Consider the following 25189-nt stretch of genomic DNA (forward strand, 5'->3'; position numbering starts at 1 on the left):
CGGCTGACAACGGATGAAATTACTGCTCGCCGCCGCCAATGAAGGCAATGCCAACGCCCAGAACGCGCTGGGTGATATCTTCGTCGGCACTGAACTGCAGGAAAGAGACGTCACCGAAGCCATCAAATGGTACGGGCTTGCCGCTGAACAGGGTCACCTTGAAGCGCAATATTCTCTGGCCCGCATCTTAGCCCACGATCCACAGGTTCTGGACGAGCAGGTGGCGTTGAAGTGGTTCCGTCAGGCAGCCGAGCAAGGCCACGCAGGTGCTCAGTACAGACTGGCCCAAATGCATGAAACCGCAAAGGATTTGCCCAAAGATTTTGAAGAGGCGATCAACTGGTATCGACTTTCGGCCAATCAGGGAAACGTTCAGGCCCAATACAAAACAGCCCTGATGTTGCGTCAGGGCCTTGGTGTCCAGCAAGACCTTGCCGAGGCAGCCGATTACTTTTATTTATCCGCCGAGCAGGGAAATGCCGAGGCCCGCTACCATCTGGGCCTGATGTTTTATGAAGGATCAGGGGTTAGCCAGGATTTTGAACGAGCAGCCCATTATTACTTGCTGGCGGCGCGTCAGGATCATGCCGGCGCGCAGTACAATCTCGCCCAGATGCACAGGCAGGGCGAAGGTGGCTTGCGACCAAATAGGGAAATGCGCAAATGGTACGAACTGGCCGCCCGGAAAGGGCTGGTTCAGGCGCAATTCAATCTTGGTATGATTTGTTACATGGAAGACCCGCAAGACGCGGCATCAGCCTTCATGTGGTGGGTCATCGCGGCTTCAGGGGGCGATGCAGTGGCCGCCAAAAACCTGGGCCTGCTGAAAAACGACATAAGCCCGGAAGATCGCGCCCGAGGCATGGAACGGGCTTCCGGATGGGTGGAAAAGTTTGGTGGCCACAGCGCGTTGGATGAATTTTCTAACCGCTTAGACTAGGCCAGTAAAATTCATCAATGGTTTCCTTTTGGGGTTCCTCGACGGGCGCACACGGCGTCTCGCCTTCACGCAATTCCCAAACCTGATTGAGTAAATCCTTGAGCGCCGCTTTATGTTCCTTGAGCTCGCGGGCCTGCTCCACCGTTTCACGTTGCAGGGACGTTTTCTGTTTTTTAAGGACCGCATTCTGTTCTTGCAGGGACATCCCCGTATCGTCGAAATGCTGGGCGACAATATCTTCAAATGACAGTCCCTGACGCAATAACAGTCGTTTCGCCGACTGAAAAGCAGCCAACGCCTCACCGGATTTGTCGGAGTTGGTCAGCGCCAATACCTTGCAGAGCTTGTCGAGTTCAGATTCGTTAAAGTTCAATGGATGTCCTCCTTATCAGGTCGCCACTGCTTTGCGACCAGCCTCAAACGCCTGCTCATTCAGGGCCACCAGTTCCGGCTTGCGGGTTTTGAAGCGGACCACCATCTGCTCCTGCAAATGCCTGGCTTCAAAGGGAAGATGGTCGGCGACCGCCCCCAGCATGACAGTGTTGCCAAGGCGCATATCGCCCAGGCTTTTGGCGATTTCGCCGGCATCGAAATCATGAACCTGGCAATTGGATTTGCGGATTTCACCAATAGGATCGTCCGGATAATCGAAAATACCAACCGACACAATGGGCGGCGTGATGCGCATGGTGTTGACCAGTGCGACGCCGCCGGGGCGAAGCTGGGCGATGGCCCGCATGGCCTCCGCCGGTTCAAAGCCAAGCAGGATATCGGCCTCGCCCGAGGGAATGGAAGGCGACATCACCTGTTCGCCGAAACGAACGTGGGAAGTGACCACACCGCCACGTTGCGACATCCCGGAAACCTCCGTCTTTTTGGTGTCAAAACCCAAGGAAATCGCCGTCTGGGCGAGAATTTCGGCGGCCGTCATGACGCCCTGTCCGCCGACCCCGCAGACCAGAATGTTGATGATGTCATTTCGATTGCCGGTCATGACATAGTACCCACTATCATAAAAGGACAATGGCGTCGGGCGCGCAGGTTTGCTGGCACAGGTCGCAGCCGGTACAGGCGGCGGTGTCAATCTGGACCCAGGCCTTGTCGACCGGGCGACCGGATTTGGACGTTTCAGTAGCCCGGCGGGTGACGCTGATGGCCGGGCAACCGAGCATCAGGCAGTTGGCGCAACCGGTGCACTTATCCTCGATAACCTTGAACGCCGGTTGACGCTCGAAGCGGTCAATCAGCACGCACGGCTGGTTGGTGATGATCACCGATGTTTCAGGTATGGCAATTTCCTGTTTTATCAGTTTGTACAGCGACGGCATTTCGTAGGGGTCGACCGTATGGATGCGCTTTGGATTGACTCCCAGCGCCTCGCACAATTTGCTGAAATCAACCTTGGGGGCGGCCTGGCCGTGAATGTCCTGGCCGGTGCCGGCGTGATTCTGGCCGCCGGTCATGCCGGTTGTCGAATTGTCGAGCAGCAGCACCGTCACGTTGCCCTGATTGTAATTCATCTCAAGCAAGCCCTGCATACCCATGTGCAGGAAGGTGGAATCACCGATCACCGACACAATGGCCTTGTTTTTGTCGGCCTCGACCCTGCCCAAATCCATGCCCAGGGCCATGCCCATGGAGGCCCCCATGGAGATGCAGGTATCCAGGGCCCGCCACGGGTGTCCGGCGCCCAGCGTGTAACAGCCGATATCCCCGACGATCGTCGCCTTCTTGGTTAGTTTGGACAGGCAATAATAAGGCGGCAGATGCGGACAGCCGACGCACATGGTTGGCGGGCGCGGGAAAACGCCTGGGTCTTCTCGCGTCTGCTGTGGTTGTTGGCCGCTTTGCAGGATGTCGACGCCTTTGCTTATGACATCGGGCTGCAACTCGCCGCAACGGGGCAGAATGTCCTTGCCATGGCAGTCTATGCCAGCCGCCTTCAAGGCGTTTTCGACCAGCGGTTCGGTTTCCTCGATAACCACCAGCTTTTCCACGGACGCGGCGAAGGCGCGGATTTTCTCCATGGGCAGGGGATGCGAGAAGCCGAGTTTGAGAACCGGGGCGTCGCCAAATACTTCGCGCACATGCATGAAGGCGGGCCCGGAAGCGACAAAGCCGAAGCGCCTGTCATCGCCCTCGATAACCCGGTTCCACGATGTTTGTTCACTGAATTCGCTCAGTTGATCATCGCGCGCGAATTGGAACTTCTGGCGTTCCTTGGCGTGAGCTGGGACCATCACCCAATGGGCCGGGTCACGCTCGAAAGCCGCGCCGTCGTGCTCTACACGTTCGCCCAGTTGGACCAGTCCCTTGACATGGCAGATGCGGGTCGTCATGCGCACGATCACCGGGGTGATGAATTGTTCCGACACATCGAAGGCGTCCTTGATTATGTCGTGGGCTTCCTGGCTGTCGGAAGGCTCGAAAATCGGCAGGTGGGCGAAACGGCCCCAGTAGCGGGTATCCTGCTCGTTTTGGGATGATGAAAAACCCACATCGTCGGCCACTGCGATCACCAGTCCGCCGCCGACACCGGCCAGGGTCAACGACATCAGGGCGTCGGCGGCGACGTTGACGCCGACATGCTTCATGGCGCAAAAGGCGCGGGAACCGGCGATGGAAGCGCCGATGGCGACCTCCAGCGAGGTCTTTTCGTTGACCGACCAGTGGCTGTGAATATCGTCGTAGGTAGCCAGATTTTCCAAAATCTCCGTCGAGGGCGTTCCCGGATAAGCGCAACCTACCCTGGCCCCGGCTTCCCAGACGCCGCGGGCGACGGCCTCGTTTCCCGACATCAGGACTTTTTGATCAGAAAGCGAATCGGGCATGATTTATCATAATTTCTCTAGAATTAAGGCAATTCCCTGGCCGACGCCAATGCACATGGTGCACAGGCCGTAGCGGTGATCATTTCGCTGCATTTCATAGGTTGCGCTCATCACCAGTCGGGCACCGCTCATACCCAGCGGATGACCAAGGGCAATAGCGCCGCCGTTGGGATTAACGTGGGCTGCGTCATCAGGCAATCCCAGATCACGGCAAACGGCAAGGGCTTGCGCGGCGAAGGCTTCATTTAATTCGATGACGCCCATGTCTGCGAACTTAAGGCCGCACTGGGCCAGTACCTTGCGAGTCGCCGGGGCCGGGCCCATGCCCATAATGCGCGGTTCAACCCCCGCACTGGCCATGCCGACGATCCGGGCCAGTGGTGTCAATTGATTGTCTGCAGCGGCTTTTTCCGAGGCGACAAGAAGTGCCCCGGCCCCGTCGTTGACGCCCGATGCATTACCCGCAGTGACCGTACCGCCATCCCGAAACGGCGTCCCCAGCTTGGCCAATTGCTCAAGTGTGGTATCACCGCGCGGATGTTCGTCTTCGCTGATCACAACAGGCTCGCCGCGCCGCTTAGGGATGCTGACGGGTATGATTTCACCGGCAAACACACCCGCAGCCTGGGCCGCCGCCGTCCGCTGTTGGGAGCGCAGGGCGAAGGCGTCCTGATCCTGGCGGCTGATGGCAAAATCGGCGGCAACATTTTCAGCAGTCTCAGGCATGGAATCCGTGCCGTACTGTTTGTCCATCAACTGGTTAACGAAACGCCAGCCGATTGTCGTGTCATAAATTTCCGCCTTACGGGAAAAAGCCGCGTCCGCCTTGGGCATCACCATCGGTGCCCGCGACATGCTTTCGACCCCACCGGCAATCATCAGGGCCGTCTCACCACTTTTGATGGCCCGCGCCGCCGTGCCGATGGCGTCCAGCCCTGATCCGCACAGCCGGTTGATGGTGGCGCCGGAAACTTCGGCAGGAAGACCCGACAGAAGCGACGCCATACGGGCGACGTTACGGTTGTCCTCGCCTGCCTGATTGGCGCAGCCCAGGATCACATCATCGACCTTATCCCAGTCAACGCCGGTATTTCTTTCCATCAGCGCGGTAATGGGGAGGGCGGCCAGATCATCAGTGCGCACCGACGACAAACCACCCGCGTAACGACCGATCGGGGTTCTGACCCCGTCACAGATAAAAGCTTCGTTCACCCTGTTCCTCCACTGCAAGCCGTCAATCAGGATGCCAGTGGCAAGGCTCCGATCTTGGCTAGCTTCTCATGCCGGAAAGCACCCCATATTGCCGCACCGATAGCACCGGCGTAAATAGAATCCTCATGGCTCAAAGCTTCAACGGAGACTTTCTGGCCTTCCATTTCCTCGTTCAGGGCGGCAAGCAAGCCGGTATCGAGCGCCAAACCGCCGGTCATCAGGACCGTACCTTCCTTCATTTTAATGGCCCGGAGCAACTTAACCAGCCGTCCCGCCATGGACAGGTGAATGCCTTTAAGAATATTTTGGGTCGAGACCTGACGCGAGACCATATTGATGACATCGGTTTCCGACAGAACCGCGCAGATTGAGGAGACTTTTTCCGGCGCGTCGGCAGCTTGCGAGAGGTCGCCGATTTCTTCCTGGGTGATGCCCAGATAACGGGCGATGTTTTCCAGAAACTGGCCGGAACCGGATGCACACTGCGAGGTCATACGGTAGTTCAGAACTTTGCCGCGCTCGTCAATAATAATGGCCCGACCGTGCAACGCCCCGACATCCAGAATGGCACCGGCGCGGGGTTCAAGATAGATGCCGCCGCGAGCGTGGGTGGTCATGGAATAGAAGTGGCCAGTGGTGAAATCAAGGCTTTCGGCTTCGCCTGTGGTCGCGATATAGGCGACATCTTCAAGCGCCGCCCCGGCTTCTTCAAGGGCATTATCGAAGGCTTCACGGGCCAGTCTGTGCGGGTCGCGCTGGCGGATTTTTTCGCATCGGCGGGAAAGCCATTTGATTTCGCCAGCACCACCATCCTGGACATCAAAAACGACCGCCTTAACGGCCCCTGTGCCAACATCGATTCCTGCGGTAATGGTCATGGTGCTAAATCTCCTTAATGAATGACGGCGCGACGGGCGAATTCCGCAGCCCCAAGCGCGCCTGTGTAAATGGAGGTCGGGTCAATATTAATGGTCACTTCGCCGTAGTTTTCATTGACCAGCTTCTTCAATTCCTTGACCGCAGCGCCGTTGTTGGCGACGCCACCTGTGAAGGTAAACTCCCCTTCGTTGATGCCGCCGGAACGGGAAATAATCGACATGGCGCGCAGAATGATAGCCCGGTGCAAACCGGCCAGAATGTCCTCGCGCTTCTCGCCAAGGGCCAGACGGTCCCGCAGTTCGGCCCCCGCAAACACCGTACAGGTTGAATTAATGCGCACGTTCTTGGTCGACTTCATGGCCATGGGCCCAAGTTCGTGCAGTCCCATATTCATTTCATCGGCGATGTAGCCAAGATAGCGGCCGCAACCGGCGGCACAGCGATCATTCATCTGAAAGTTTTCGACAATGCCCTCTGCGTCGACCTGAATGGCCTTGGTGTCCTGACCGCCGATATCCAGCACCGTGCGGGTATGCGGATACATCAAATGAGCACCCAGTCCGTGGCAGAGGATTTCAGAACGGATATGCTCTTTCGGAAACGGCAGTGTCACCCTACCGTATCCGGTGCCGACGACGTAGGTTTCCTCAAGTTCCACATCAAGCGCTTTTGAAAGGGCAGTCTGAGCCAACTCCTCATCAATTTGAAATTCCGGCGATCCCTCAAGAAGCCTGTGCAAACCGGCACGGAATTTCTCGCCGAGGCCACCCTGGGGGGGGCGGTTTTCAACATCGATGATGGATTTGTCATAAAGGTTGAGCAGCGTGTCGAAGCTGACGCCGCGTTTCTTTGCCACTTCCTCGCCCAATTTCATCACCCGCGAACCTGCTATATCCCGAAAGAAATCAGATTTTCGTTTGGCCTCGCGGGTAAACAGGGCCGGGCTTTCTTCCGCCAAACGGACGAACACTTCATCCAGCGCCTCTTTGATATCACTCGCGCCATCTTTTATATGTGAGGCGCAGGTGTCATGAAGATCCTGCAATTGCTCCATGAACTGTTCGCAGCGGATCGAGCGTTCCAAGTCGGCCATCAACACATCGATGCCTTCCAGTTCCGTCAATTCAGTGAGGCCCCGACGGAACAGCGTCAGCCTTGCCCCCAGTCGCGCTTCCTGCTTGGCGACGGCGGCAGCGGTTTCATAGTTGGAGCGGGAATTGGTGATGCCACGGCCCAGAATGTCGGCCCCTTCGTCCATTAACACCGCCTTGGTGGTGGTCGAGCCCAAATCAATTCCGATATAACATTTCATCGTTTTTGTCCTTTAAGCCGCCCGCGACGGAGAACCGCCAGCGCGCTTTTGATCGATCATCTGGAAATAACTTTCCAGCCGGTTCTTGACGTTGGCTGGCGAAAAATAGCGCGGGTCGACAAGATCCGTCTCGATGAAGGCGGCGGGCTTGCCGGTGCGGTTTTCAACCTCCCGCATCATCATCAACTGACCAGCCGAAAAACTGTTGCAGCTCTTGATCGAATTAATCAGGAAGCCGTCGGCCTGGTACTCTTCCATGGCCTGCTCGATCATGTCGACGCGCATGGGCAGGTTGCGATTGGTGTAGCAACCCAGGCAGTAGTCGGCCAAACTTTCCAGCGGGTTTGCCGGGTCGTGACGGAAGCCGTCATAATCGTAAACGCCGCCAACCTTGGTATAAGTGCTGGAAACCACCACAGCGCCTTCATCGTAGAACATCTTCCAGAACTCGCGGAAGCTGGTCCAGTTGGGCGGGCCTTCAACGACGAGACGGTATTTTTCTTCCTTCATTTCGCCTTCCGGCGTAATCGGGCCCTGACCATTGGCGATGCGTTGTTCGATTTCGCCGCGCAGAATTTTGTAATAATCAATAGCGTCCGTGGTGCCGCGGAAGGCGGTGAAGATGGGACCGACATAATAGACGCCGCCGAAATAGGCATCGATGGGGGAAGGTTTATTCTTGGCGCTTTCCAGTACCCAGACGAAATCATCTTCGGCCTTGGCCGAGTTCGCCAAATTCTCGCGCAGCCGGTCAATATCGAATTTAACGCCGCTGACTTCCTCGAACGTCGGAATCACATCTTCCTTCAACTGCTTGACCACGTAGTCACGCATATTCTTGGTGATGACGCCGTCACCTTCGTAAGGAACGTGCAGCATGGCGGTGCGACAACCGTACTGGTCGCGCAACAACTCGAACCATTTCAGGAACGTGAAACAACCCGTATAGGACAGCATCAGCAAGTCAGGCACCGGCATCGGTTTGCCGTTGGGCGCGATGGCGCCTTTGGCCATATTGCCGATGTCGGCTTTTACATAAGTGCAGACATCTTCGGAATGGCCCATCTTTTCGGCGTCCTGGATCATGCCTCCCGATTTCTTGCGCATACCGTTCTGAATAGCGTTGATTTCAGGCAGGTTGTTGAGCATGTCAAAGCACATGATCAGTTCGTTCAGGTTGCCCGGAACATAAGTCGAAGCGACTTTTTGCCCGGTCTCAGGCGCACTGGTCAGTTTTTCGTAATTGGCCGCGATCATCTCCTTCTGCTTCAGCATCGAGGATTCTTTGATCACGTCTTCTTGAATGTCTGCGGGGCTCATGATGCTTCACTCCATAGCTTGATGGTGTCGGCAAAAGTTCCGGCCTGTTCGCGAATCGGCTGCATCTGACCGGAATTTTCGGCGTACTTGAACGAAATGTAAGGGATCTCGGCGCGGCCCAGGGCGCCGGCCATCATCGGCCTGTCGAGCAAGGCCGGATCGCAGAAACTGGGGGCCGCAAAGATGACCCCTTCGGCCGCCTTGTTTCTGACCGCGTCAATCAGGAACCGGCCTTTTTCGGCTGCGTCGGGAACGTACTTGGCGGCGGTTTCGCCCGAATGCTTGATGAAGGCTTCTGACAAATTAACCAGTGGATCGCCATCGGTTGGCACGTCTTCGAGCAGCCATCTGGTCACCAGCATGTAGTCGTCATCGACGATATAACAGCCCGAAAGCTCAATCGATTTGATCAAGTTGAGCGGCGGTTGCTCACAAAACGAGCCTTGCAGGATAATGCGGCAATTATCGCGCATGGGTTTGTTTTCGGAAACCGCGGCGGCCAGATAATCGCTCATCAACTGCGAGTGTTCTTCAACAGGCAGAACCATACCGGCCCGCATCAGCAGGTAGACCTCCCACGACGGGGCCTTCCATGGTTCCTTGGCGCGGAAATCATAAACAGCATTCACCAACCGCCGGTTTTCGTTGTAAACGGCGATGGAGTCTCTGATTTGATCGTCGGTTATTTCACGACCGATGATGCCTTCCAGGCCTTCTTTCAACTCGCGCAGTTCATTGACGTAATAATCACCGCCAATGCCGCTTGTGAAATTTTGCGGGGTGTCGAAATAGCGCACGTACACATCGGGCATCATCAACTTCCACATGCCCGACAGGTTGCGAATAACATCGCAGATCGACGGGAACAACATGCCATCGACAAAATCCAGCCGCTTGGTTACCGCCAATTCAATGGTCGAACGGGGAATGCGGCAAATGTAGCTTTGGTAATAAGCATCACCGTGGATAACTTCCATGTTGTCGCCGCCACCAAGGATGCCCAGTGACAGAATGCCACCGGCGTGCATCAACTCACGCGGCACGTAAACCGGCATGTAGCCGACAACCTTGCGGGCAGGGTCGGCTTCTTTCCACTTGCGGGTGGCTGTGAAGTCGATGTCCTCGTAAAGTTCCTGACAATACTCAATGATGTCGCTGGTATTTTTCATGGCTTAACTGTGGCTCCACTGGGGACTGCGCTTTTCGACGAAAGCCTTGAGACCTTCGTGCGCATCGTCGCTTTTCATCAAACCTTCAAGATAAAGGGCTTCGACCCGGTCAAGATCGGCACTGACGGATTCGGCAAAATTCTGGCGGGCTGCGGTCAGCGCAAAGCGCAGGGTGCTGGCCGACAGTCCGGCCAAGTGCTCATCGAAATAGGCAAGTGCCGCAGTTTCCGGATCTTCGTCAGCCTTCAGGGCGATACCCAGACGGACCGCCTCGTCACCGGAAATACTGCGCCCTGACAGAAGCATGTCTTCGGCGGCTTGCTGACCGGCCAGGCGCGGCAACAAACAACTGGCCGCTGGCGCAAAGACCGCGAGCTTGACTTCCGGTTGGCCGAGACTGGCACCCGGGGCGACAAACATCATGTTACCGGCCATCGCCACTTCAAGGCCGCCACCAAGGCATTGACCACCAACCGCGACCATTATGGGGGCCGGGCAAACAAGCATTTTCTTGATCAGGGAATGCAGGGCCCGCAACATTTCTGCACATTGATCGGGCATATGTTCTTCAACGCTGGCCCCGAAGCTGAAATGCGGGCCTTCGTGATCAAGCAGTACAGCGTGGACGTCAGGGTTTTCGATGACATCGCTGATGGCTGTGTCCAGAGCCACGATCATTTCGGCGTCGATGATGTTGGCTTTGGCCCGGTTCAGGCGTAGGCGCAGCAGCCTGTCATCCTTTTCTCGCCAGACTTTGAGCGCGCCCTCAGTCATCCGAACCAGCCCCCGGCATCAGACTGTCGATCAGTTCAGGCGTCCACGGCACACCCTGGGCCAGTCCTTGACGCAGTTTGACGAAATCAATTTCACGTCCGGTTTCCTTTGTCCCTTCGTTGAAGGCACGGAATCCGGTGCGCGCCTCGTTCATCATGTTCAGGGCCAGCCAGGCGCGGGAGTTTTCCTTGTTGGCGTTCCAGGCGTTTAGCTTTGGTTTACGAAGTTCCTCAAGGCTTTTGGTCATGCATTCGGGGAATGTTTCAAGCAACTTGGCGCACAGGGCTTCGATTTCTGCATCGAGCAGGCTTAAATCCAGTTCACCTGACTTCATGAGTTCCTTGCCAGCCTTGAAATCATCGCCGGTTTTGAACTCGCCCAGAACGATGCGTCCGTATTCATCGACCATCTGGTTGGTGACGACCATGGGGTTGGCAACGAAGTCGCCATCGATTTTAAGAGATGGCACCACCTGCATGATGATGCCCAAGCGGTACGCCTTATGGGCGGAAAACGGTTCACACAACGTGCCCGACACCATCGCCTGCTCGCAGCCGATCATCAGCGGCAAGAAATCCGTCGCTCCGCCAATGGCCGCAGAACCATGTTTGGGTCCGGCTTGTCCGAAGTTGCACATGTCATGGGCAATAGAGAAATCACAAGCCATGCCGATTTCCTGGCCGCCGCCGATGCGCATCCCGTTGACCCGGCAAACAACCGGCTTGTCGCAGCCGAGAATAGCCGAGACGAAATCATTGAACAGGCGCATATATTGGCGATATTCCTGCGGGTTGCCTGCGTAGTATTCTGCATATTCCTTGGTGTTTCCGCCGGTGCAAAAAGCGCGGTCGCCGGTTCCGGTAAAGACCACGGCATTGACGGACCGATCAACGGAGGCGCGCCTGAAAGCAAGGATCGTCCCCTTAACCATATCGGTGGTGTAGGAATTGAACTGTTTTGGATTATCGAGTGTAATCCAAACGTTATACAAACCATCAACAACGCTGCCATTGGCCCGTTTGGCCGGGCGTTTGTCATAAAGAATGCCCTCAACCACGGTCTCCGCCTCGGGCACCAGATTGTGATCGTTGAGGGCTTCGGGTTTTGTATCGGCAATGATGGCGTCTGTGTCTGACATGGTAATAACTCGCTTTTTTCTAAGGCACCAGAATGGCGCGTCGCTTCATTTCATGGCTGTGAACGGCCTCGAAAACGGTGTTGATATCGGCCAAGGGATGTTGTTCGACAAACGGCAACACCTTGATTTTTCCATCGAGGACGAGATCGATTGCGCCCGGGTAAAGGTCAGGCGTACAGCCCCAGTTTCCCAGCGCCCGGGCGTGGAAAGCCATCAGGTTGGACAATCTGAGCTCGGATTTTTCCATGGTGAAGCCGACGACGCTTAACGTCGCGCCGTGCACCAAAAGCCCGTAGGCAGCTTGCTGACCGGCGGCGGAGCCGGAACATTCAAAGATGAACCATTCCGTTGAGCGCAATCCCTGTTCCTTGGCGAAAGCGCCAATGGCTTTCTTAAGATCGCGTCCGGAAATTTCTTTTGCGTTAAAGGTTTTAGCTGCACCGTAGGCAGATATTGCTTCCAGTTTTGCATCATCAACATCAATAGCGATAACCGTCGCACCCATGGCGGCAGCAACCTGAACCGCGTACCCGCCGACCCCGCCAATGCCGATGACGATAGCCAGATCACCCGCACCAATGCCCGACTGGATGGCTGCCTGATAGGGTGTGGTGACGGCGTCGGCGACGACCGAAAGATCAGCAAGCGCCATCCCTTGAGCCGCCATGCGCGTTTCATCGACTTCACAAAGACCGCGCGCCGGAACTGTAATGTGCGAGGCGAATCCGCCCTGTATGTCGTTTCCGGGCATTTGTTGAGAGCGGCAGATGGTGCCCTTACCGCGTTTACACAAATCGCAGGTTCCGCAAGGAATGACGGCGGAGATGATCACCGCCTTGTCCATCCAGTCTTCCGCGCCCGCGCCCGCAGCAACAACCCGGCCGCTGATTTCATGACCCAGCGCCAGGGGCAGTTCGTGGTTCAGGCGAACGCCGTCGTAAAGATAGCCCAAGTCCGTATGGCAGACGCCGCAGCCGGCGATTTCGATCAGGACATCGTCAGGGCCGGGGGGGGAGGCCTCGAACTGTTCCCTGATCAAAGGTTCACCGACTGCGGTCATCATCCAGCGATAGGCAGAAACGGTCATTAATTTAATAGCCCCCCTAAACTTGAGCAAAAAGAGCAGAAAACAGGAGATTTAAGCCTTAATCAGTAATTACGCACCGTAATACGTATTTATCATTGCGTCCATCCTTTTTTGCGGTTATTGCCTTAAGTGTTGTGGAAAACTGCTTTAGGATAATGTCCCATATGAAAAAGCCACAAAAATTTCCTTTCGACTTTACAGGTCAGGTCGCGCTCGTCACCGGGGCGACCAGAGGCATCGGCCGGGCTATTGCCGAAAGTCTTCTACAGTGCGGGGCCGATGTGCAGGGGCTGGACCTGGAAAGTGATCAGAACGCGCCCTTCCCCATTCATAACGTCGATATCGCCGATGCAAACGGCGTAAACGACGCCATCACCTCCCTGCCCCAAGCACCCGCGTTGTTGGTCAATAATGCAGGCATCACACGCGACCGCTCAATTGCTAAAATGAGCGCCGAGGAATGGCAACAGGTGATCGACATTAATCTGACCGGCGCGTTCAATGTGCTGAAAGTCTGCGCCCCGCTGATGGCGGCGGGCGGTTACGGGCGGATCGTCAACATCACCTCCATCAACGGATTGCGCGGTAAATTCGGTCAGGCTAATTACAGCGCCGCCAAAGCCGGGTTGATCGGCTTGACAAAAACCGCAGCCCGGGAATTTGGCCGCAAGGGCGTCACCATCAATGCCGTCGCCCCCGGCATGGTGATGACCGACATGGCCGAAAAATTACCGCCAGAGGTTCTCGAAAAGGCGCGCGCCGAAGGGGTCGTCGATAAACTGGCGACACCAGAGGATATCGCCTACGCCGTCCTGTTCCTGCTTTCAGAAGGCGCCGGCCTGATCACAGGCGACGTGCTGAAGGTTGATGGCGGCCAGTATATCTAGGGATATTTTTTGGTTGTCGTTTCGAGGAGACTGAAATACACTACAATTGTTCGGCACCCGAACAATTAACAGGAAACGGCGATGGCCAAATCAATCCTTGAGCTTACCCTAAACGGCCAGCCGCGTCAGGACGCGGTTACCGACAATACCTTACTTGTCGACTACCTGCGCGAGATCATCGGCCACACCGGGGCCAAGTTGGGCTGCGACGGTGGCGAGTGCGGGGCTTGTACAGTTCTGGTTGACGGCGAGCCTCGCCTGTCGTGCCTGTCGCTTGCGACATCGTGCCGGGGAAGCGCCATCGAAACCATCGAGGGATGTTCTGACGGCGGCCGCCTGTCGGCTTTACAAAAGGCTTTTAACGAACAACTTGGCAGCCAGTGCGGCTATTGCACACCGGGCATGATTATGGCCGCCGAAGGCTTGCTCAGGAAAAACCCCAATCCCGACGAGGCGGAAATCAGAAACGCCCTTGGCGGCAACATCTGTCGTTGCACAGGCTACGTCAAAATCATCGAAGCCGTTCAAACAGCAGCTGGCGGCAAAAACCCATGAGCGCCCGGAAGCCCATGATCGGCCGCCGCGCACCGCTTATCGACGGCATCGAGAAAGTGACCGGCAAGGCGGAATACACCGCCGATTTTATTCACCAAAATGCCTACGTGGGACGCCTATTCCGCAGTCCTTACGCGCACGCCGAGATTATCCATGTGGATGTATCAAAAGCCCGCGCCCTGCCCGGCGTCATCGCCGTTATCACCGGGGAAGATTGCGACAAACCTTTCGGAATTATTCCCATTGCCCAGAACGAATTCCCCCTGTCTCGCGACAAGGTGCGCTACTGCGGGGAACCGGTTGCCGCCATCGCCGCCATCGACGTCGCAACGGCTGAAAAAGCGTTAAAACTGATTGACTTCAAGGTCAACGAATTGCCGGGTTACTTCACCGCCGACGATGCCCGTGCCGAGGATGCGGTGCAGTTGCATGAAAACAAACCCGGCAATCTTGAGCGCGAAGTGCATAGCGAATTCGGCGACGTTGATGAAGGTTTCGAGACAGCCGACATTATCCGCGAGGAGACCTTTGACTGCGCCGAGGTCACTCATGTCCACATGGAACCCCATGCTTCCCTGGCTGAATATGATGTCGAGCGCGACCGGGTGACACTTCATTCGGTGACCCAGGTTCCGTTCTATGTTCACAAACGGGTCGCCCAGTGCATGGACATGGATGAATCCCGGGTCCGGGTTATCAAGCCGTTTATCGGTGGAGGTTTCGGGGCCCGCACCGAAGCGCTGAATTTTGAAATCATTGCCTGCCTGCTGGCCCGCGCCGCTGGTGGCATGGTTCGTTTGAAACTTAGTCGCGAGGAAACATTCCTGACCCACCGGGGCCGCCCGCGCACCCGCGTGAAGATGAAAATCGGCATGACCAGCGATGGCAAGATGACGGCCTGTGATTGTGTGGTCGAGCAGACCGGTGGCGCTTTCGCCGGATACGGCATCGTCACCATTTTGTATGCAGGCTCTTTGTTGAACGCCATCTACGACATACCTGCCGTCCGCTATAACGGTTTCAGGGTGTATACCAACACCCCGGCCTGCGGCGCCATGCGCGGCCACGGCACCGTCGATGTCCGCCATGCCTTTGAAAGTGTCACCGACATGATGGCCGAAGAGCTGGGACTGGACCCCTTCGCGCTGCGCCGCGCCAACCTGCTCAAAGCACCGATCCGCACCATCAACGACCTTGAAGTGACCTCTTACGGTTTGCCCGAGTGTCTGGACTGGGTGGAGAAGGCCTGCGGCTGGAAAAAACGGAGCGGCAAGATGCCCGCGGGCAAAGGCCTGGGCATGGCCTGTTCCCACTACGTTAGCGGCGCCGCAAAACCTGTTCACTGGACGGGAGAGCCGCACGCTGTGGTCAACCTGAAGCTCGATTTCGATGGCGGCATCACCATTTTGACCGGCGCTGCCGATATCGGTCAGGGCTCCTCCACGATCCTGGCGCAGGTCGTCGGCGAGGTCCTGAAGGTTGATTTCGACCGCCTCACCGTGATCGCCAATGACAGCCGCATAACCCCAAAAGATAACGGATCCTACTCATCACGCGTCACCTTCATGGTTGGCAATGCGGCCCTGGAGGCGGCGGAGAACCTGAAAGTGATCCTGATCAAGGCGGCGGCCCGTAAACTCGAGGTCGATCCCGAAGACGTCGAATGCCTGGGCGAGAGCTATCGCGTCACAGGTCAGCAGGGCTCTGACATTCCGTTTAAGGATGTCGTCATTGAGGCGTTGACGGAAAGCGGCACCATTACCGTCAAGGGTACCTTTACGGTGCCAAAAAAATTCCAGGGCGGCAAATACCACGGTGCCGGTGTCGGCCCATCCATGGCCTATTCTTATTCAACCCTGGCCGCTCAGGTCGACGTCGACGACGTCACCGGCCGGGTCACTGTCGAAAAAATCTGGGTCGCCCATGATGTTGGTTTTGCCCTAAACCCCCTGTCCGTCGAAGGACAAGTACAGGGCGGCGTCTGGATGGGCATGGGTCAGGCGATCAGCGAAGAAACCAATTATCACGAAGGTTTGCCGATAACCTCCAACATGCTCGATTACCGGGTTCCAACCATCGTCGAGTCCCCTGATATCGAAGTCAAAATTATCGAAAGCATCGATCCCAATGGACCCTTCGGCGCAAAAGAAGCCAGCGAAGGGTGCCTGTCCGGCATCATCCCGGCCATTGCCAACGCCGTTTACGACGCAACCGGGGTTCGGCTTTTTGAAACCCCGTTGACGCCTGAACGCATTATCGATGGCCAGATCAGGCTTCAACGACTGATCAAAAAACAAGCCACCGCAGGGGCAGACTGATGGAGTTCATGCCCGACTTTAGCGTCCTTCATCCGGCCAGCATAGAGGAGGCGGTTAATCTTTTTAGCCAAAATCCGGGTGCCCGCTATATCGCCGGTGGCACCGACCTTGTCGTCAATATTCGCCGCGGCATCGAGGCCCCGCAAACATTGATAGACTTGTCCCATATCGCCGAAATGAAGCAAATTGAAAGTGACGGGGCCGGTGGATATATCCTCGGAGCAGGCGTCACCTTAAAGACGATCATCGATCATCAGGATATTACCGATAATTTCGACGCCGTTTCCCAGGCCGCAGCCACCGTCGCCGCCGCCACCCATCGGCAGGTCGCCACACTGGGTGGCAATTTGTGCCTGGATACCCGCTGCATCTTTTATAATCAAAGCGAGTGGTGGCGCAGCGCCAATGACTATTGCCTGAAATCCCGTGGCGATGTGTGCCATGTGGCCCCTTCGGGAGATCATTGCTTCGCCGCCTTCAGCGGCGATCTGGCCCCGGCCTTGCTGGTGTTTGATGCGGACGTAACAATGATCGGGCCCGAAGGTTCAAGAACCGTACCCTTAAACGACATATACACTGATGACGGGGCAGCCCACCTGTTGCTGACCGAGGGCGAAATTCTAACCGCCGTGCACCTGCCATCAGCTCAGGATTATCGCTCCGGCTACGCCAAGGTGCGGGTTCGTGACAGCCTTGATTTTCCTTTAGCCGGCGCCGCCATCGCCATGAAAATGGGGCCTGAAGGACTTGAACAAATCAAGGTTGCCCTGACCGGCCTGAACTCCTGCCCTATTGTGTTGACGGGAACCGACGCCCTGGCAGGCCACCGCGTTGACGAGAAAGCCCTGAATATCCTGACAGCCCTGCTGCCCAAACAAATCCAGCCGATGACCAGCACCATGACGCCGCCGGGGTATCGGCGCAAAGTGGCGACAAATCTGATCCGTAAAGTAGCCCTTAGCTTGAATGACCGCTGATCTTTTTGAGCAAACCGAGCAAAACTTCTTGTTCACCATCATCAAGAGCAGCGGTAATTTTTTGCTCGTGATGTTTAACCTTGGTCTTGACCGAAGCCAGTATTTTCTTGCCTTGCCTGGTCAGCGACAGCACATAGGCGCGCCTGTCGGCAGTCGATTGCGTGCGCCTGACAAAATCCCGACCCTCCAGCACATTGATAACCGCGACCATGGTTGATCGCTCAATTCCCAAAGCAGCGGCCAGTCCCGATTGATTGAGGCCGGGATTTTCGGCGATCAAAATCAACACCCCGAACTGGCCGGGCGAGACTTTTTCCGCTTTCACACTATCCATGAATTTATCGAACACCACCGACTGGGCCCGGCGCAGGTGGAAACCGACCAGACCATCAAGCATTCCCCAATCGACAGGTGTTTTTTTCACGATACTGATTCCAGAAAATCGATAGCCAGCTGGCGTAATTTGAAACGTTGTATCTTGCCCGTGGAGGTGCGTGGCATTTCATCAATAAAGATGAACCGTCTGGGACATTTATAGATGGAAAGTCTGGCCGCCAGGGTTTCCAGTAATTCTTCTTCCAGGGCGGCGTGATCCGTCTTTCGCCCCTGCGGCACCAGACACAGCCCCAAACGAACCAAACCGCTGGCATCTTCGACCCCGACCACTGCCGCCTCAGAAACCTGGGGGTTGGCCAGAACATGGCTTTCAATTTCGGCCGGGCTGACCCACTGACCGGAAATTTTAAGCATGTCATCATCGCGACCCTGATAATGATAAAAACCGCCATCATCGACAAAAAAAACATCCCCGGTGATGTACCAGCCGTCTTTGAATGCAGCCTGCGTTTTTTCTTCCTGATTCCAGTATTCGCGCGCCAGTGAACCGCAGCGAACCCAAAGGACACCAGGAATTCCGGGCTCTTCGATCACATCACCATCTTCGCCAACCAGCCTGACATCCGTCCCCGGATAAGGTTTTCCCGTTGCCCCTGGCAAATAATCAGCCGGGCTGTTGCCAATAAACATGACCAGTGCTTCCGTTGCCCCGATCCCCTGCAAAATGGGATTACCGGTCACCGCCAGCCATTTTTCAAACAGGGTTCTGGGAAGGTGTTCACCCGCCGAAATAAAGTGACTGACGCCTTCAAACCCTTCGCCATTGGTAAGCCCGTCCTGTAACAAGACGCCATAAAGGGTCGGCACACTTAAGACAATCGTCGGCCGGTGACGTTCAATGACGGCGGCAATGGATTTACTCGACGGCCATCCGGCATGAAGGACAATACTCGCCCCTAAACGAAGACCGGCCAGCACGGTGTGGCCGATGGAAAAAGCGAAAAACAGTTTCGAGGTACAGAATATTTTGCTGCCCGGCCCGACCCCAAAAACCGGCCCCAGATATCGCTCAACACTGGAAATGCACCGTTGACAATGAACAACCGCCTTCGGCTTGCCAGTCGTCCCCGACGTGTACATCCAGAACGCCATATCATCGGGTTGCAGGTGCCGGGATTGGAAGGTATCCGATTGCCCAACCATCAGGGCCGGAAATTCCTTATCAAAAACGACCAGCGCGGGTGCGTTGTCGCCTTCTGTTGCCGGCTTGAAATTTTCCACAAATTCGGCATCGGCCAGGATCAGTTTGCAGGCGCTGTCGGCAACAATAAAAGTCAGGTTGGCAACCGAAAAACGTAAATTTAGAGCGACCGGAACAGCGCCGATTTTCATCGCCCCCAAATACGCATATAGAAATTCCGGCCGGTCATCGGCCATGATCAAAACCCGGTCGCCGACCTCCACCCCAAATGCGGCAATCGCATGGGCGGCCTGGCAAGCGGCGGCTTCTAGTTGATTATAGGAAACACTAACGTCGTCACTGAGGATTGCCGGATTTTCGCCAGCGGACGCGGCTCGTCCCGGAGCAAGCAGAAGATCGGCGGCGTTCATTTCCATATTAACCCGGTAAATTGTTAGGTTAGCGAACGATTTTCCGTCCCTGCCCCGCTTCTGTCAAGCAAGCCTACTTTTCATTTCCCGGGCGGTGACACCGTTGGCGCTGCCATCGGCGTAGCGGCTGTAATTTTTAATGTAAAACGGGGCCGGGTTTCCGGTATCCACAGCCGAAGACCGTTTCGACATCACTTCAATCCAGTTTATCAGGCGTTGGCATTCTTCAGGCATGGATATCCCCCGGTAATGGGTGAGGGCGGGGAAGCGTTCAAAAAACGGAAAAAAGGTAAAATCGACCAGACCGGGAGCATCACCCATCCAGTAATCACCATCACCCTGAAGTTTTTGCAAACCTTCGTTTTCAATAAAATGCAGGACGCCGATTAATTTTTCGGCCAGTTCCTTTTGCTCCACCGCATCCTGGGACAACAGCACCTTGTAGAAAAGAGAGCAAAACTGACTGTTGCAGTATTCAATCCATATTCTTGCAAGTGCCCGCCCGGCCGCATCGTCAGGCATCATCGGCGGGGACTGGAAAACCTCGTCCAGATATTCGTTGATGACCGCACTTTCATAAATGGTTCGCCCGTCGTGGCGCAGCACCGGAACCTTGCTGTAGGGTGAAACGTCATTAAACCAGTCGGGTTTGTTCTTAAGGTCGATTTCGACCACCTCGAAATCAAGTTCCTTTTCATGTAGCACCATGCGGGTGCGCTGGGCATAGGGACAAACGGTGGCGCTGATAATTTGCAATTCAGACATGAACGGGCTCCGGTAAATATCAATTTGCTAAGAAAGCGCTGCCATCCTAACATTATCTCGGGGTCAGTGAACGATGAAAAGCGGGCGTGAACGGGAACGACGATGCTGAAGTGGATTTTTGGAAAAAGCAAAGGCAAGCGCAAAGCCAAACCCGGCATCGGCAAGAAGCCCGCATATAAAAAAGCCCGCGATATCGCCGGTAAAGGCAGCGTAGAAGAACGCAGCAAACTCGCCGCCCATGAGAACATGGAGCCGGAAATTCTTTACTATCTGGCTTCCGACAAGGCCCCGGAGGTGCGCCGGGAAGTGGCGGAAAACGCAGGCACCCCTTTTCAGGCTGACGCTATTCTCGCCCGTGACCCCGAAGAAGACGTTCGCTGCGAACTGGCCCGAAAAATCAGTCGTCTGATCCCCAACCTGAAACCCGAACAGAATGAGAAACTGGCAACCATGGCGATGGGGGTTCTGACCACCCTGGCCCGTGACGAATTGCCGAGAGTCCGGGCTATTGTCTCAGAAGAGCTTAAACATACGAAAAATGCCCCCACCGAACTGATACGGGAACTGGCCGAAGATCTGGAAGACATCGTCGCCGCCCCGATCCTTGAATATTCACCCCTGCTCAGCGGCAAGGATATATTGCAGCTGATCGCCACCGGCATGAAAAGCAAAAAACTGGCGGCCGTCGCCAGACGCCCGAAAATCGACACCGAGGTGGTTAACGCCATTGTCGAAACCGGACAAACAGAAGCTATTCACGACATCGTTGGTAACCATACGGCACAGATCAGCGATGGGGCATTCGAGAAAATTTCCGATCACGCTGAAACCCAGGAAAGCTTGCAAAACCTGATGGTCAGCCGCGATGATTTGCCGGTCATGACGATCCAGCGCATCGGCCGTTTTGTCAATGGCAGCCTGATGGAACTGCTGATGAAACGCCACAGCGAGCGTAAGGAAGTGGTTGAAGATTTGCGGGCCACAGTCAAGGAACGCATTGACCGCGGTGAGACCATGGAAGGTGGTGTTGACGCCGCAGAAGACGTTTACGAACCGGCGTCCATCAGGGTCGAGAAAGATTTTGAAGCAGGTGTCTTAAACGAAGAGCGCATTGAGCAAGCTCTTGAAGAAGGCGACAACACATATATCCGCTTTGCGCTGGGCAAAATGTCCGGGTTCCCCTTCGAGGACGCATCCAAAATGCTCAGTACCGGCCTCGCCAAGGCCGTTGTTTCGTTAAGCTGGAAAGCCGGACTAAGCATGAAGATGGCTGAAAAACTGCAATCCCAGATCGGCCGGGTCAAGCGTGGCAGCATGTTACGGGCCGACGTCAGCGGCGCCTATCCGATCACCGCAGATGAAATGGACTGGTATCTGGAAAGTTTTCTTTAAAGCCGCTATTCCGCCGGTGTCGGATGATAAGCACCATCCAGTCCCAAATATTCCGATCCTTCTTTTTGATAAAATGTCGCTGCCCCGGCATCGGCCAGCACCTGTAGCATTTTTGGAATATGGCGACCTTCGGCCTTAAGACGCTCGGCCATTCGCTCAGCACCCAGGGCATCAATCATTTCAAACGGCCCCTTTTCCCAGGCAAAGCCCCAGCGCATGGCCCGATCAATGTTGACAATATCACCGGCGATGTCGCCGACAAGGTCGGCAGCGTAACTGAGCACGGAAGACGTCATCGCCCAGGCGAAGCGTCCTTCGGCGTCATCGACGAACAATCCTTCCATGGTCGCGTGAGCCTCATCCAGTTCGACTTTTTCAGCTTGCCGCCAGTCATTTGTTTTCAGATCATAGGTTTCCATGGTTTTAGAACCATCGTCATGCTTGACCATGCGGTAGAACCCGCCCCCGGCCTTGCGACCCAGTTGTCCGCGATCGAGAAGCGCCTGAACAGAAGCCGGAAACGCCGTGAAATCAACGCCCATGTCCCCTGCGGGAAGATTAATCGCCAAATTCTTGCCGACCAGGTCCATCACATCCAGGCCGATCAGATCGATCAGGCCATAAAGGCCGGTTGGCGGCAGACCGACGGGCTTAGACATCAAGGCGTCGATGGTTTCCATGGACAGACCTTCTTCAAGGGCCCGCTCAGCCTGATGAAGGCCGATCAGCATCCAGAAACAACCGATCCGGTTGCCAATGAAATTAACCGTGTCATTGGCGTAAACGACGCCCTTGCCGAGCACACCGCCACAAAATGCGGCCAGCCGCCTGGTCACTTCCGGGTCCGTTTGCGCGCCACCAACCAGTTCCATCAGGCGCATGATCTTAACAGGATTAAAAAAGTGGGTGACGGCAATGTCACGGGCCAGGCGTTCGGGCATCCCATGGGTTATGTCTTTTAGGGGAATGCCGGATGTATTGGTACTGACTACCGAACCTGCTTTACGCAATCCCTCAACACGGGTCAGCAAGTCCCGTTTGGTTTCAAGGTCCTCGATCACCGCCTCACAGATCCAGTCATAATCGGCAATCTTTTCAAGGTCATCAGCGAAGGTGCCAAGGGAAATATTGTCCGCTTTTTCCGGCTCATCAACGGCTGGGGGACGTCCGTTAATAATGCGCTCCAGCGACTTTTCAGCGGCCTCCATGGAGACATCAAGGAGCAGGACTTTCCGGTCATTCTGGGCGCAGAGCCCGGCAATGCCGCATCCCATGGTGCCGCCGCCGAGAACGGCAATGGAGTTGATGTCACTGGTCATGGTACGGGCTCTCCTTCATCAATAAATTTACGGCCTTGTTAGAGCATTTTTTTATAAAGCGCGTCTTGTTTTTTTTCTGCAATGGTTCAACATGGAGCGATGTCTGATCAGGATACCCAGGCCATTCGCGCCGCTGCCGTGCTCTACACCCCCGAAACGACGGAAAGGTCGGTTCTTGCCGCCTTTGCCGAAGAGCTGAAAACCAAGGGATTAAAAGTCGGCGGGTTGGTTCAGCAGGATCATCTTGATGATCAGGGGGTCAAGGACGGCATTGACGCTATCGCCGTTGATACGGGCGAACACATTCCCCTGAAACGACCAACCGAAAGCGATTTCGTCAACGGCGTTTGCTCACTTGATCATTCGGCCCTGACCGAATCCACCGGCGCCTTGCGTCGCGCCATTAACAACAAAGCTGATTTGATGATTGTCGAGAAATTCGGCGAGCAGGAACAAAAGGGAGCTGGGCTTGCCGACGAAATCCTGAGCGCCATGGCCGAGGGTATTCCGATCCTGATTCTGGTCCCCTCTTCGGCGCTGGATCAATGGAACCGGTTTTCAGGCGGTCTGGCTGATCTTCTGCCGTACACGCCAGAGGCTATTCGTCGCTGGTGGACCGGGATCAGGGCTGAATAACAACCAGAACAACCCCGGACACGACAAGAAGCACCGTCGCCACTGTCTGCCAGGTAATGGTCTCGCGCTTGAACACCAGATACCCCATGATAATGGTAAACACCGGCGAGCACGAAACAATCGGTGCGACAGTTAACAACTGGCCAAACTTGAGGGCCGTGTTGAGTGAATAGATCGAGATGCCGTTTAACACCCCGGCCACCGCAAACCAGCTGTAACCCCAGCTAAATTTATTAAATGTGCGCCCCTGAATGCGGAAGGCCATAGACGCCACCAGTAGCGAGACCGTATAGCTGACCAAACCGGCAAAATACGGTTCCGGCAATTCCTTAAGCCCAATCATGATAATCGGGTGTCCCGCAGCGCGGAAAAAAGCCGCCCCAAGCGGCAACAAAATTGCCCACAAAGGCCAGGCGCGGCTAACCCCGCCGGGCCGGAAAGCCGATACCGCAACCCCGGCAACAACCCCCGCCGTTCCCATTGCCAGCGGCCAGGTCAGGGTTTCATCGAGCAACAGGACGGCGAAGATGGCGGCAAAAATCGGCGCTGTTGCCGCCAGTCCACTGGTCAGGGTCGGCCCCATCATCTTGACCCCGGCAACAGCCAGGTTTGCCGACAGGGCGGGTCTGAAAAGTCCGACCAGCGCGAACAGGGCAGCAGCCGGTGTCAGCCAGAAAATCGTCTCAACAAAAAACGGCGCAAATAGCCAATAGACTGCTGCCGTCGCGCCAATGTTGACCAGCGCACCCGAACGCGGGTCGGCATGGCCAAGCCCCAGGTTCTGAACCTGAATGGAAAGCGCGAACAGGAATGCCGAGGCAAGGGCAAGTAGGGAAGGCAGATATGATGTCTCAGCCATTCAAGGGTTACTTGGCGGCGCGGACGGCAATGTCGTCCAAACCATCGGCAAGGGTCGGGCGGGGTTGCTCAAAATAACAACCAAGCGCTGGCTCGTCAGTTCGCTGCGCCTGTGCCATCGCTGCCATGACATCGCTGCTGTCGTGATCCTCTGGCAGCGGCCTCACCGACATGCCCAGGTTCTGATAGGTCTTTGAAGTTTTATCAAAGGTGACACACGGCGAGAGCACGTGCAGGTAGGAAAATCCCTTGAAAGCCAAAGCCTCCTCAATCATTCCGGCCATATGATGAGGGTGACCGGCGTAAGCCTGACCGACCCACGAAGCGCCGTAAGACAGCAACATCATCAGCGGGTTGAGTGGCATATCATGATTTTCAAACGGCGATGTTGATGTCTGGAACCCAAGCACCGATGTCGGTGATGTCTGTCCCTTGGTCAATCCGTAAATGCCGTTATCAAAAAGAATGTAGGTCACATCCACATTGCGCCGGGCCGCGTGGGGAATGTGGGCGCCGCCAATGGCAAAGGCGTCGCCATCACCGCCAACGACAACCACCGTCAAATCATCATTGGCGACCTTGATGCCGGTGGCCACCGGCAAGGCCCGGCCATGCAGCGTATGAAAACCATAAGTGTCGATGAAAAAAGGAAACCGTGAGGCACAGCCGATGCCCGAAACGACCACTGTTTCATCAGGATCGATCGACAGATTGTTGAGCGCCGCCGTCAAGCCTTCAACGATTGAGAAGTAACCACAACCGGGGCACCAGGTCGGCAAGGATTTGGAACGGTACTCAAGGCGACCGCTGGCTTGAATCTCTTCAAGCTTTTCTTCCAGATAGACCGGTTTTTCGATATTTGACATTTAAATT

General features: G+C 55.7%; 24 protein-coding genes. 7 read left to right on the forward strand and 17 right to left on the reverse strand.

Annotated elements, in window-relative coordinates:
* Positions 1 to 13 precede the first annotated feature (13 nt).
* Positions 14 to 940, forward strand: a complete 927-nt coding sequence (locus HOL66_06335) for a sel1 repeat family protein (protein MBT5243842.1) — start codon at positions 14 to 16, stop codon at positions 938 to 940.
* Here HOL66_06335 and HOL66_06340 read toward each other — a convergent pair.
* Genes HOL66_06340 through had form a run of 11 tightly spaced genes read right to left on the reverse strand, consistent with a single transcriptional unit; the run spans position 924 to position 12662 of the window.
* Entirely contained in the window at positions 924 to 1313 is a 390-nt protein-coding gene (locus HOL66_06340; GenBank protein ID MBT5243843.1) for a hypothetical protein, read from the reverse strand. The two genes, HOL66_06335 and HOL66_06340, sit on opposite strands and share 17 nt — an antisense overlap.
* Before the next feature lie 15 nt (positions 1314 to 1328).
* Positions 1329 to 1934, reverse strand: a complete 606-nt coding sequence (locus HOL66_06345; protein MBT5243844.1) for an indolepyruvate oxidoreductase subunit beta — start codon at positions 1932 to 1934, stop codon at positions 1329 to 1331.
* Positions 1935 to 1950: 16 nt separating this feature from the next.
* Positions 1951 to 3771 carry an indolepyruvate ferredoxin oxidoreductase gene (locus tag HOL66_06350; GenBank protein MBT5243845.1) on the reverse strand — a complete coding sequence of 607 codons (1821 nt, stop codon included), beginning with the start codon at positions 3769 to 3771 and terminating at the stop codon, positions 1951 to 1953.
* Positions 3772 to 3777: 6 nt separating this feature from the next.
* Entirely contained in the window at positions 3778 to 4983 is a 1206-nt protein-coding gene (gene pcaF, locus HOL66_06355; GenBank protein MBT5243846.1) for a 3-oxoadipyl-CoA thiolase, read from the reverse strand.
* 26 nt (positions 4984 to 5009) lie between these two features.
* A complete protein-coding gene (bcrD, locus tag HOL66_06360; protein MBT5243847.1) occupies positions 5010 to 5861 on the reverse strand; it encodes a benzoyl-CoA reductase subunit D in 852 nt (283 codons plus the stop codon).
* Positions 5862 to 5875: 14 nt separating this feature from the next.
* Complete coding sequence (gene bcrA / locus HOL66_06365) at positions 5876 to 7174, reverse strand: benzoyl-CoA reductase subunit A (GenBank protein ID MBT5243848.1); 1299 nt, start codon at positions 7172 to 7174, stop codon at positions 5876 to 5878.
* 12 nt (positions 7175 to 7186) lie between these two features.
* Positions 7187 to 8494: a benzoyl-CoA reductase subunit B gene (gene bcrB, locus HOL66_06370; GenBank protein ID MBT5243849.1), complete on the reverse strand. Its 1308-nt coding sequence runs from the start codon at positions 8492 to 8494 to the stop codon at positions 7187 to 7189.
* On the reverse strand, positions 8491 to 9663 hold the full coding sequence (bcrC, locus tag HOL66_06375; protein MBT5243850.1) for a benzoyl-CoA reductase subunit C: 1173 nt from the start codon (positions 9661 to 9663) through the stop codon (positions 8491 to 8493). Before bcrC ends, bcrB begins: the two co-directional genes overlap by 4 nt.
* Positions 9664 to 9666: 3 nt before the next feature.
* Positions 9667 to 10437: a cyclohexa-1,5-dienecarbonyl-CoA hydratase gene (locus HOL66_06380; GenBank protein MBT5243851.1), complete on the reverse strand. Its 771-nt coding sequence runs from the start codon at positions 10435 to 10437 to the stop codon at positions 9667 to 9669.
* Positions 10430 to 11575, reverse strand: a complete 1146-nt coding sequence (gene oah, locus HOL66_06385; protein ID MBT5243852.1) for a 6-oxocyclohex-1-ene-1-carbonyl-CoA hydratase — start codon at positions 11573 to 11575, stop codon at positions 10430 to 10432. Before oah ends, HOL66_06380 begins: the two co-directional genes overlap by 8 nt.
* A 19-nt stretch (positions 11576 to 11594) precedes the next feature.
* Positions 11595 to 12662, reverse strand: a complete 1068-nt coding sequence (gene had / locus HOL66_06390; protein ID MBT5243853.1) for a 6-hydroxycyclohex-1-ene-1-carbonyl-CoA dehydrogenase — start codon at positions 12660 to 12662, stop codon at positions 11595 to 11597.
* A gap of 164 nt (positions 12663 to 12826) precedes the next feature.
* Here had and HOL66_06395 point away from each other — a divergent pair, with 164 nt between their 5' ends.
* From HOL66_06395 to hcrB, 4 genes are all read left to right on the forward strand, one after another.
* Positions 12827 to 13549, forward strand: a complete 723-nt coding sequence (locus HOL66_06395; GenBank protein ID MBT5243854.1) for an SDR family oxidoreductase — start codon at positions 12827 to 12829, stop codon at positions 13547 to 13549.
* A gap of 81 nt (positions 13550 to 13630) precedes the next feature.
* Positions 13631 to 14104 (forward strand): 2Fe-2S iron-sulfur cluster binding domain-containing protein, encoded by a 474-nt coding sequence (locus HOL66_06400; GenBank protein MBT5243855.1) that lies wholly within the window; start codon positions 13631 to 13633, stop codon positions 14102 to 14104.
* Entirely contained in the window at positions 14101 to 16422 is a 2322-nt protein-coding gene (gene hcrA, locus HOL66_06405; GenBank protein MBT5243856.1) for a 4-hydroxybenzoyl-CoA reductase subunit alpha, read from the forward strand. Before HOL66_06400 ends, hcrA begins: the two co-directional genes overlap by 4 nt.
* Positions 16422 to 17399, forward strand: a complete 978-nt coding sequence (gene hcrB / locus HOL66_06410; protein ID MBT5243857.1) for a 4-hydroxybenzoyl-CoA reductase subunit beta — start codon at positions 16422 to 16424, stop codon at positions 17397 to 17399. Before hcrA ends, hcrB begins: the two co-directional genes overlap by 1 nt.
* Here the strand turns inward: hcrB and HOL66_06415 are convergent.
* From HOL66_06415 to HOL66_06425, 3 genes are all read right to left on the reverse strand, one after another.
* Positions 17380 to 17823, reverse strand: a complete 444-nt coding sequence (locus tag HOL66_06415) for a MarR family transcriptional regulator (GenBank protein MBT5243858.1) — start codon at positions 17821 to 17823, stop codon at positions 17380 to 17382. The two genes, hcrB and HOL66_06415, sit on opposite strands and share 20 nt — an antisense overlap.
* On the reverse strand, positions 17820 to 19346 hold the full coding sequence (locus HOL66_06420) for a benzoate-CoA ligase family protein (protein ID MBT5243859.1): 1527 nt from the start codon (positions 19344 to 19346) through the stop codon (positions 17820 to 17822). The genes HOL66_06415 and HOL66_06420 overlap by 4 nt, the downstream gene beginning before the upstream one ends.
* A 63-nt stretch (positions 19347 to 19409) precedes the next feature.
* Positions 19410 to 20111: a glutathione S-transferase family protein gene (locus HOL66_06425; GenBank protein MBT5243860.1), complete on the reverse strand. Its 702-nt coding sequence runs from the start codon at positions 20109 to 20111 to the stop codon at positions 19410 to 19412.
* A 102-nt stretch (positions 20112 to 20213) separates the two neighbouring features.
* Between HOL66_06425 and HOL66_06430 the strand changes: the two genes are divergently transcribed.
* On the forward strand, positions 20214 to 21503 hold the full coding sequence (locus HOL66_06430; protein ID MBT5243861.1) for a DUF2336 domain-containing protein: 1290 nt from the start codon (positions 20214 to 20216) through the stop codon (positions 21501 to 21503).
* 5 nt (positions 21504 to 21508) lie between these two features.
* Here HOL66_06430 and HOL66_06435 read toward each other — a convergent pair whose 3' ends face one another.
* Positions 21509 to 22822: a hypothetical protein gene (locus tag HOL66_06435; protein MBT5243862.1), complete on the reverse strand. Its 1314-nt coding sequence runs from the start codon at positions 22820 to 22822 to the stop codon at positions 21509 to 21511.
* 99 nt (positions 22823 to 22921) lie between these two features.
* Here HOL66_06435 and HOL66_06440 point away from each other — a divergent pair, with 99 nt between their 5' ends.
* A complete protein-coding gene (locus HOL66_06440; GenBank protein ID MBT5243863.1) occupies positions 22922 to 23458 on the forward strand; it encodes a DUF2478 domain-containing protein in 537 nt (178 codons plus the stop codon).
* Here the strand turns inward: HOL66_06440 and HOL66_06445 are convergent.
* Both HOL66_06445 and HOL66_06450 read right to left on the reverse strand, forming a co-directional pair.
* Positions 23445 to 24317: a DMT family transporter gene (locus HOL66_06445; protein ID MBT5243864.1), complete on the reverse strand. Its 873-nt coding sequence runs from the start codon at positions 24315 to 24317 to the stop codon at positions 23445 to 23447. The genes HOL66_06440 and HOL66_06445 overlap by 14 nt on opposite strands.
* Before the next feature lie 7 nt (positions 24318 to 24324).
* A complete protein-coding gene (locus HOL66_06450) occupies positions 24325 to 25182 on the reverse strand; it encodes a 2-oxoacid:ferredoxin oxidoreductase subunit beta (GenBank protein ID MBT5243865.1) in 858 nt (285 codons plus the stop codon).
* Between the last annotated feature and the right edge of the window lie 7 nt (positions 25183 to 25189).

This window comes from Rhodospirillaceae bacterium, from assembly GCA_018662005.1.
GTDB lineage: Bacteria > Pseudomonadota > Alphaproteobacteria > Rhodospirillales > JABHCV01 > JACNJU01.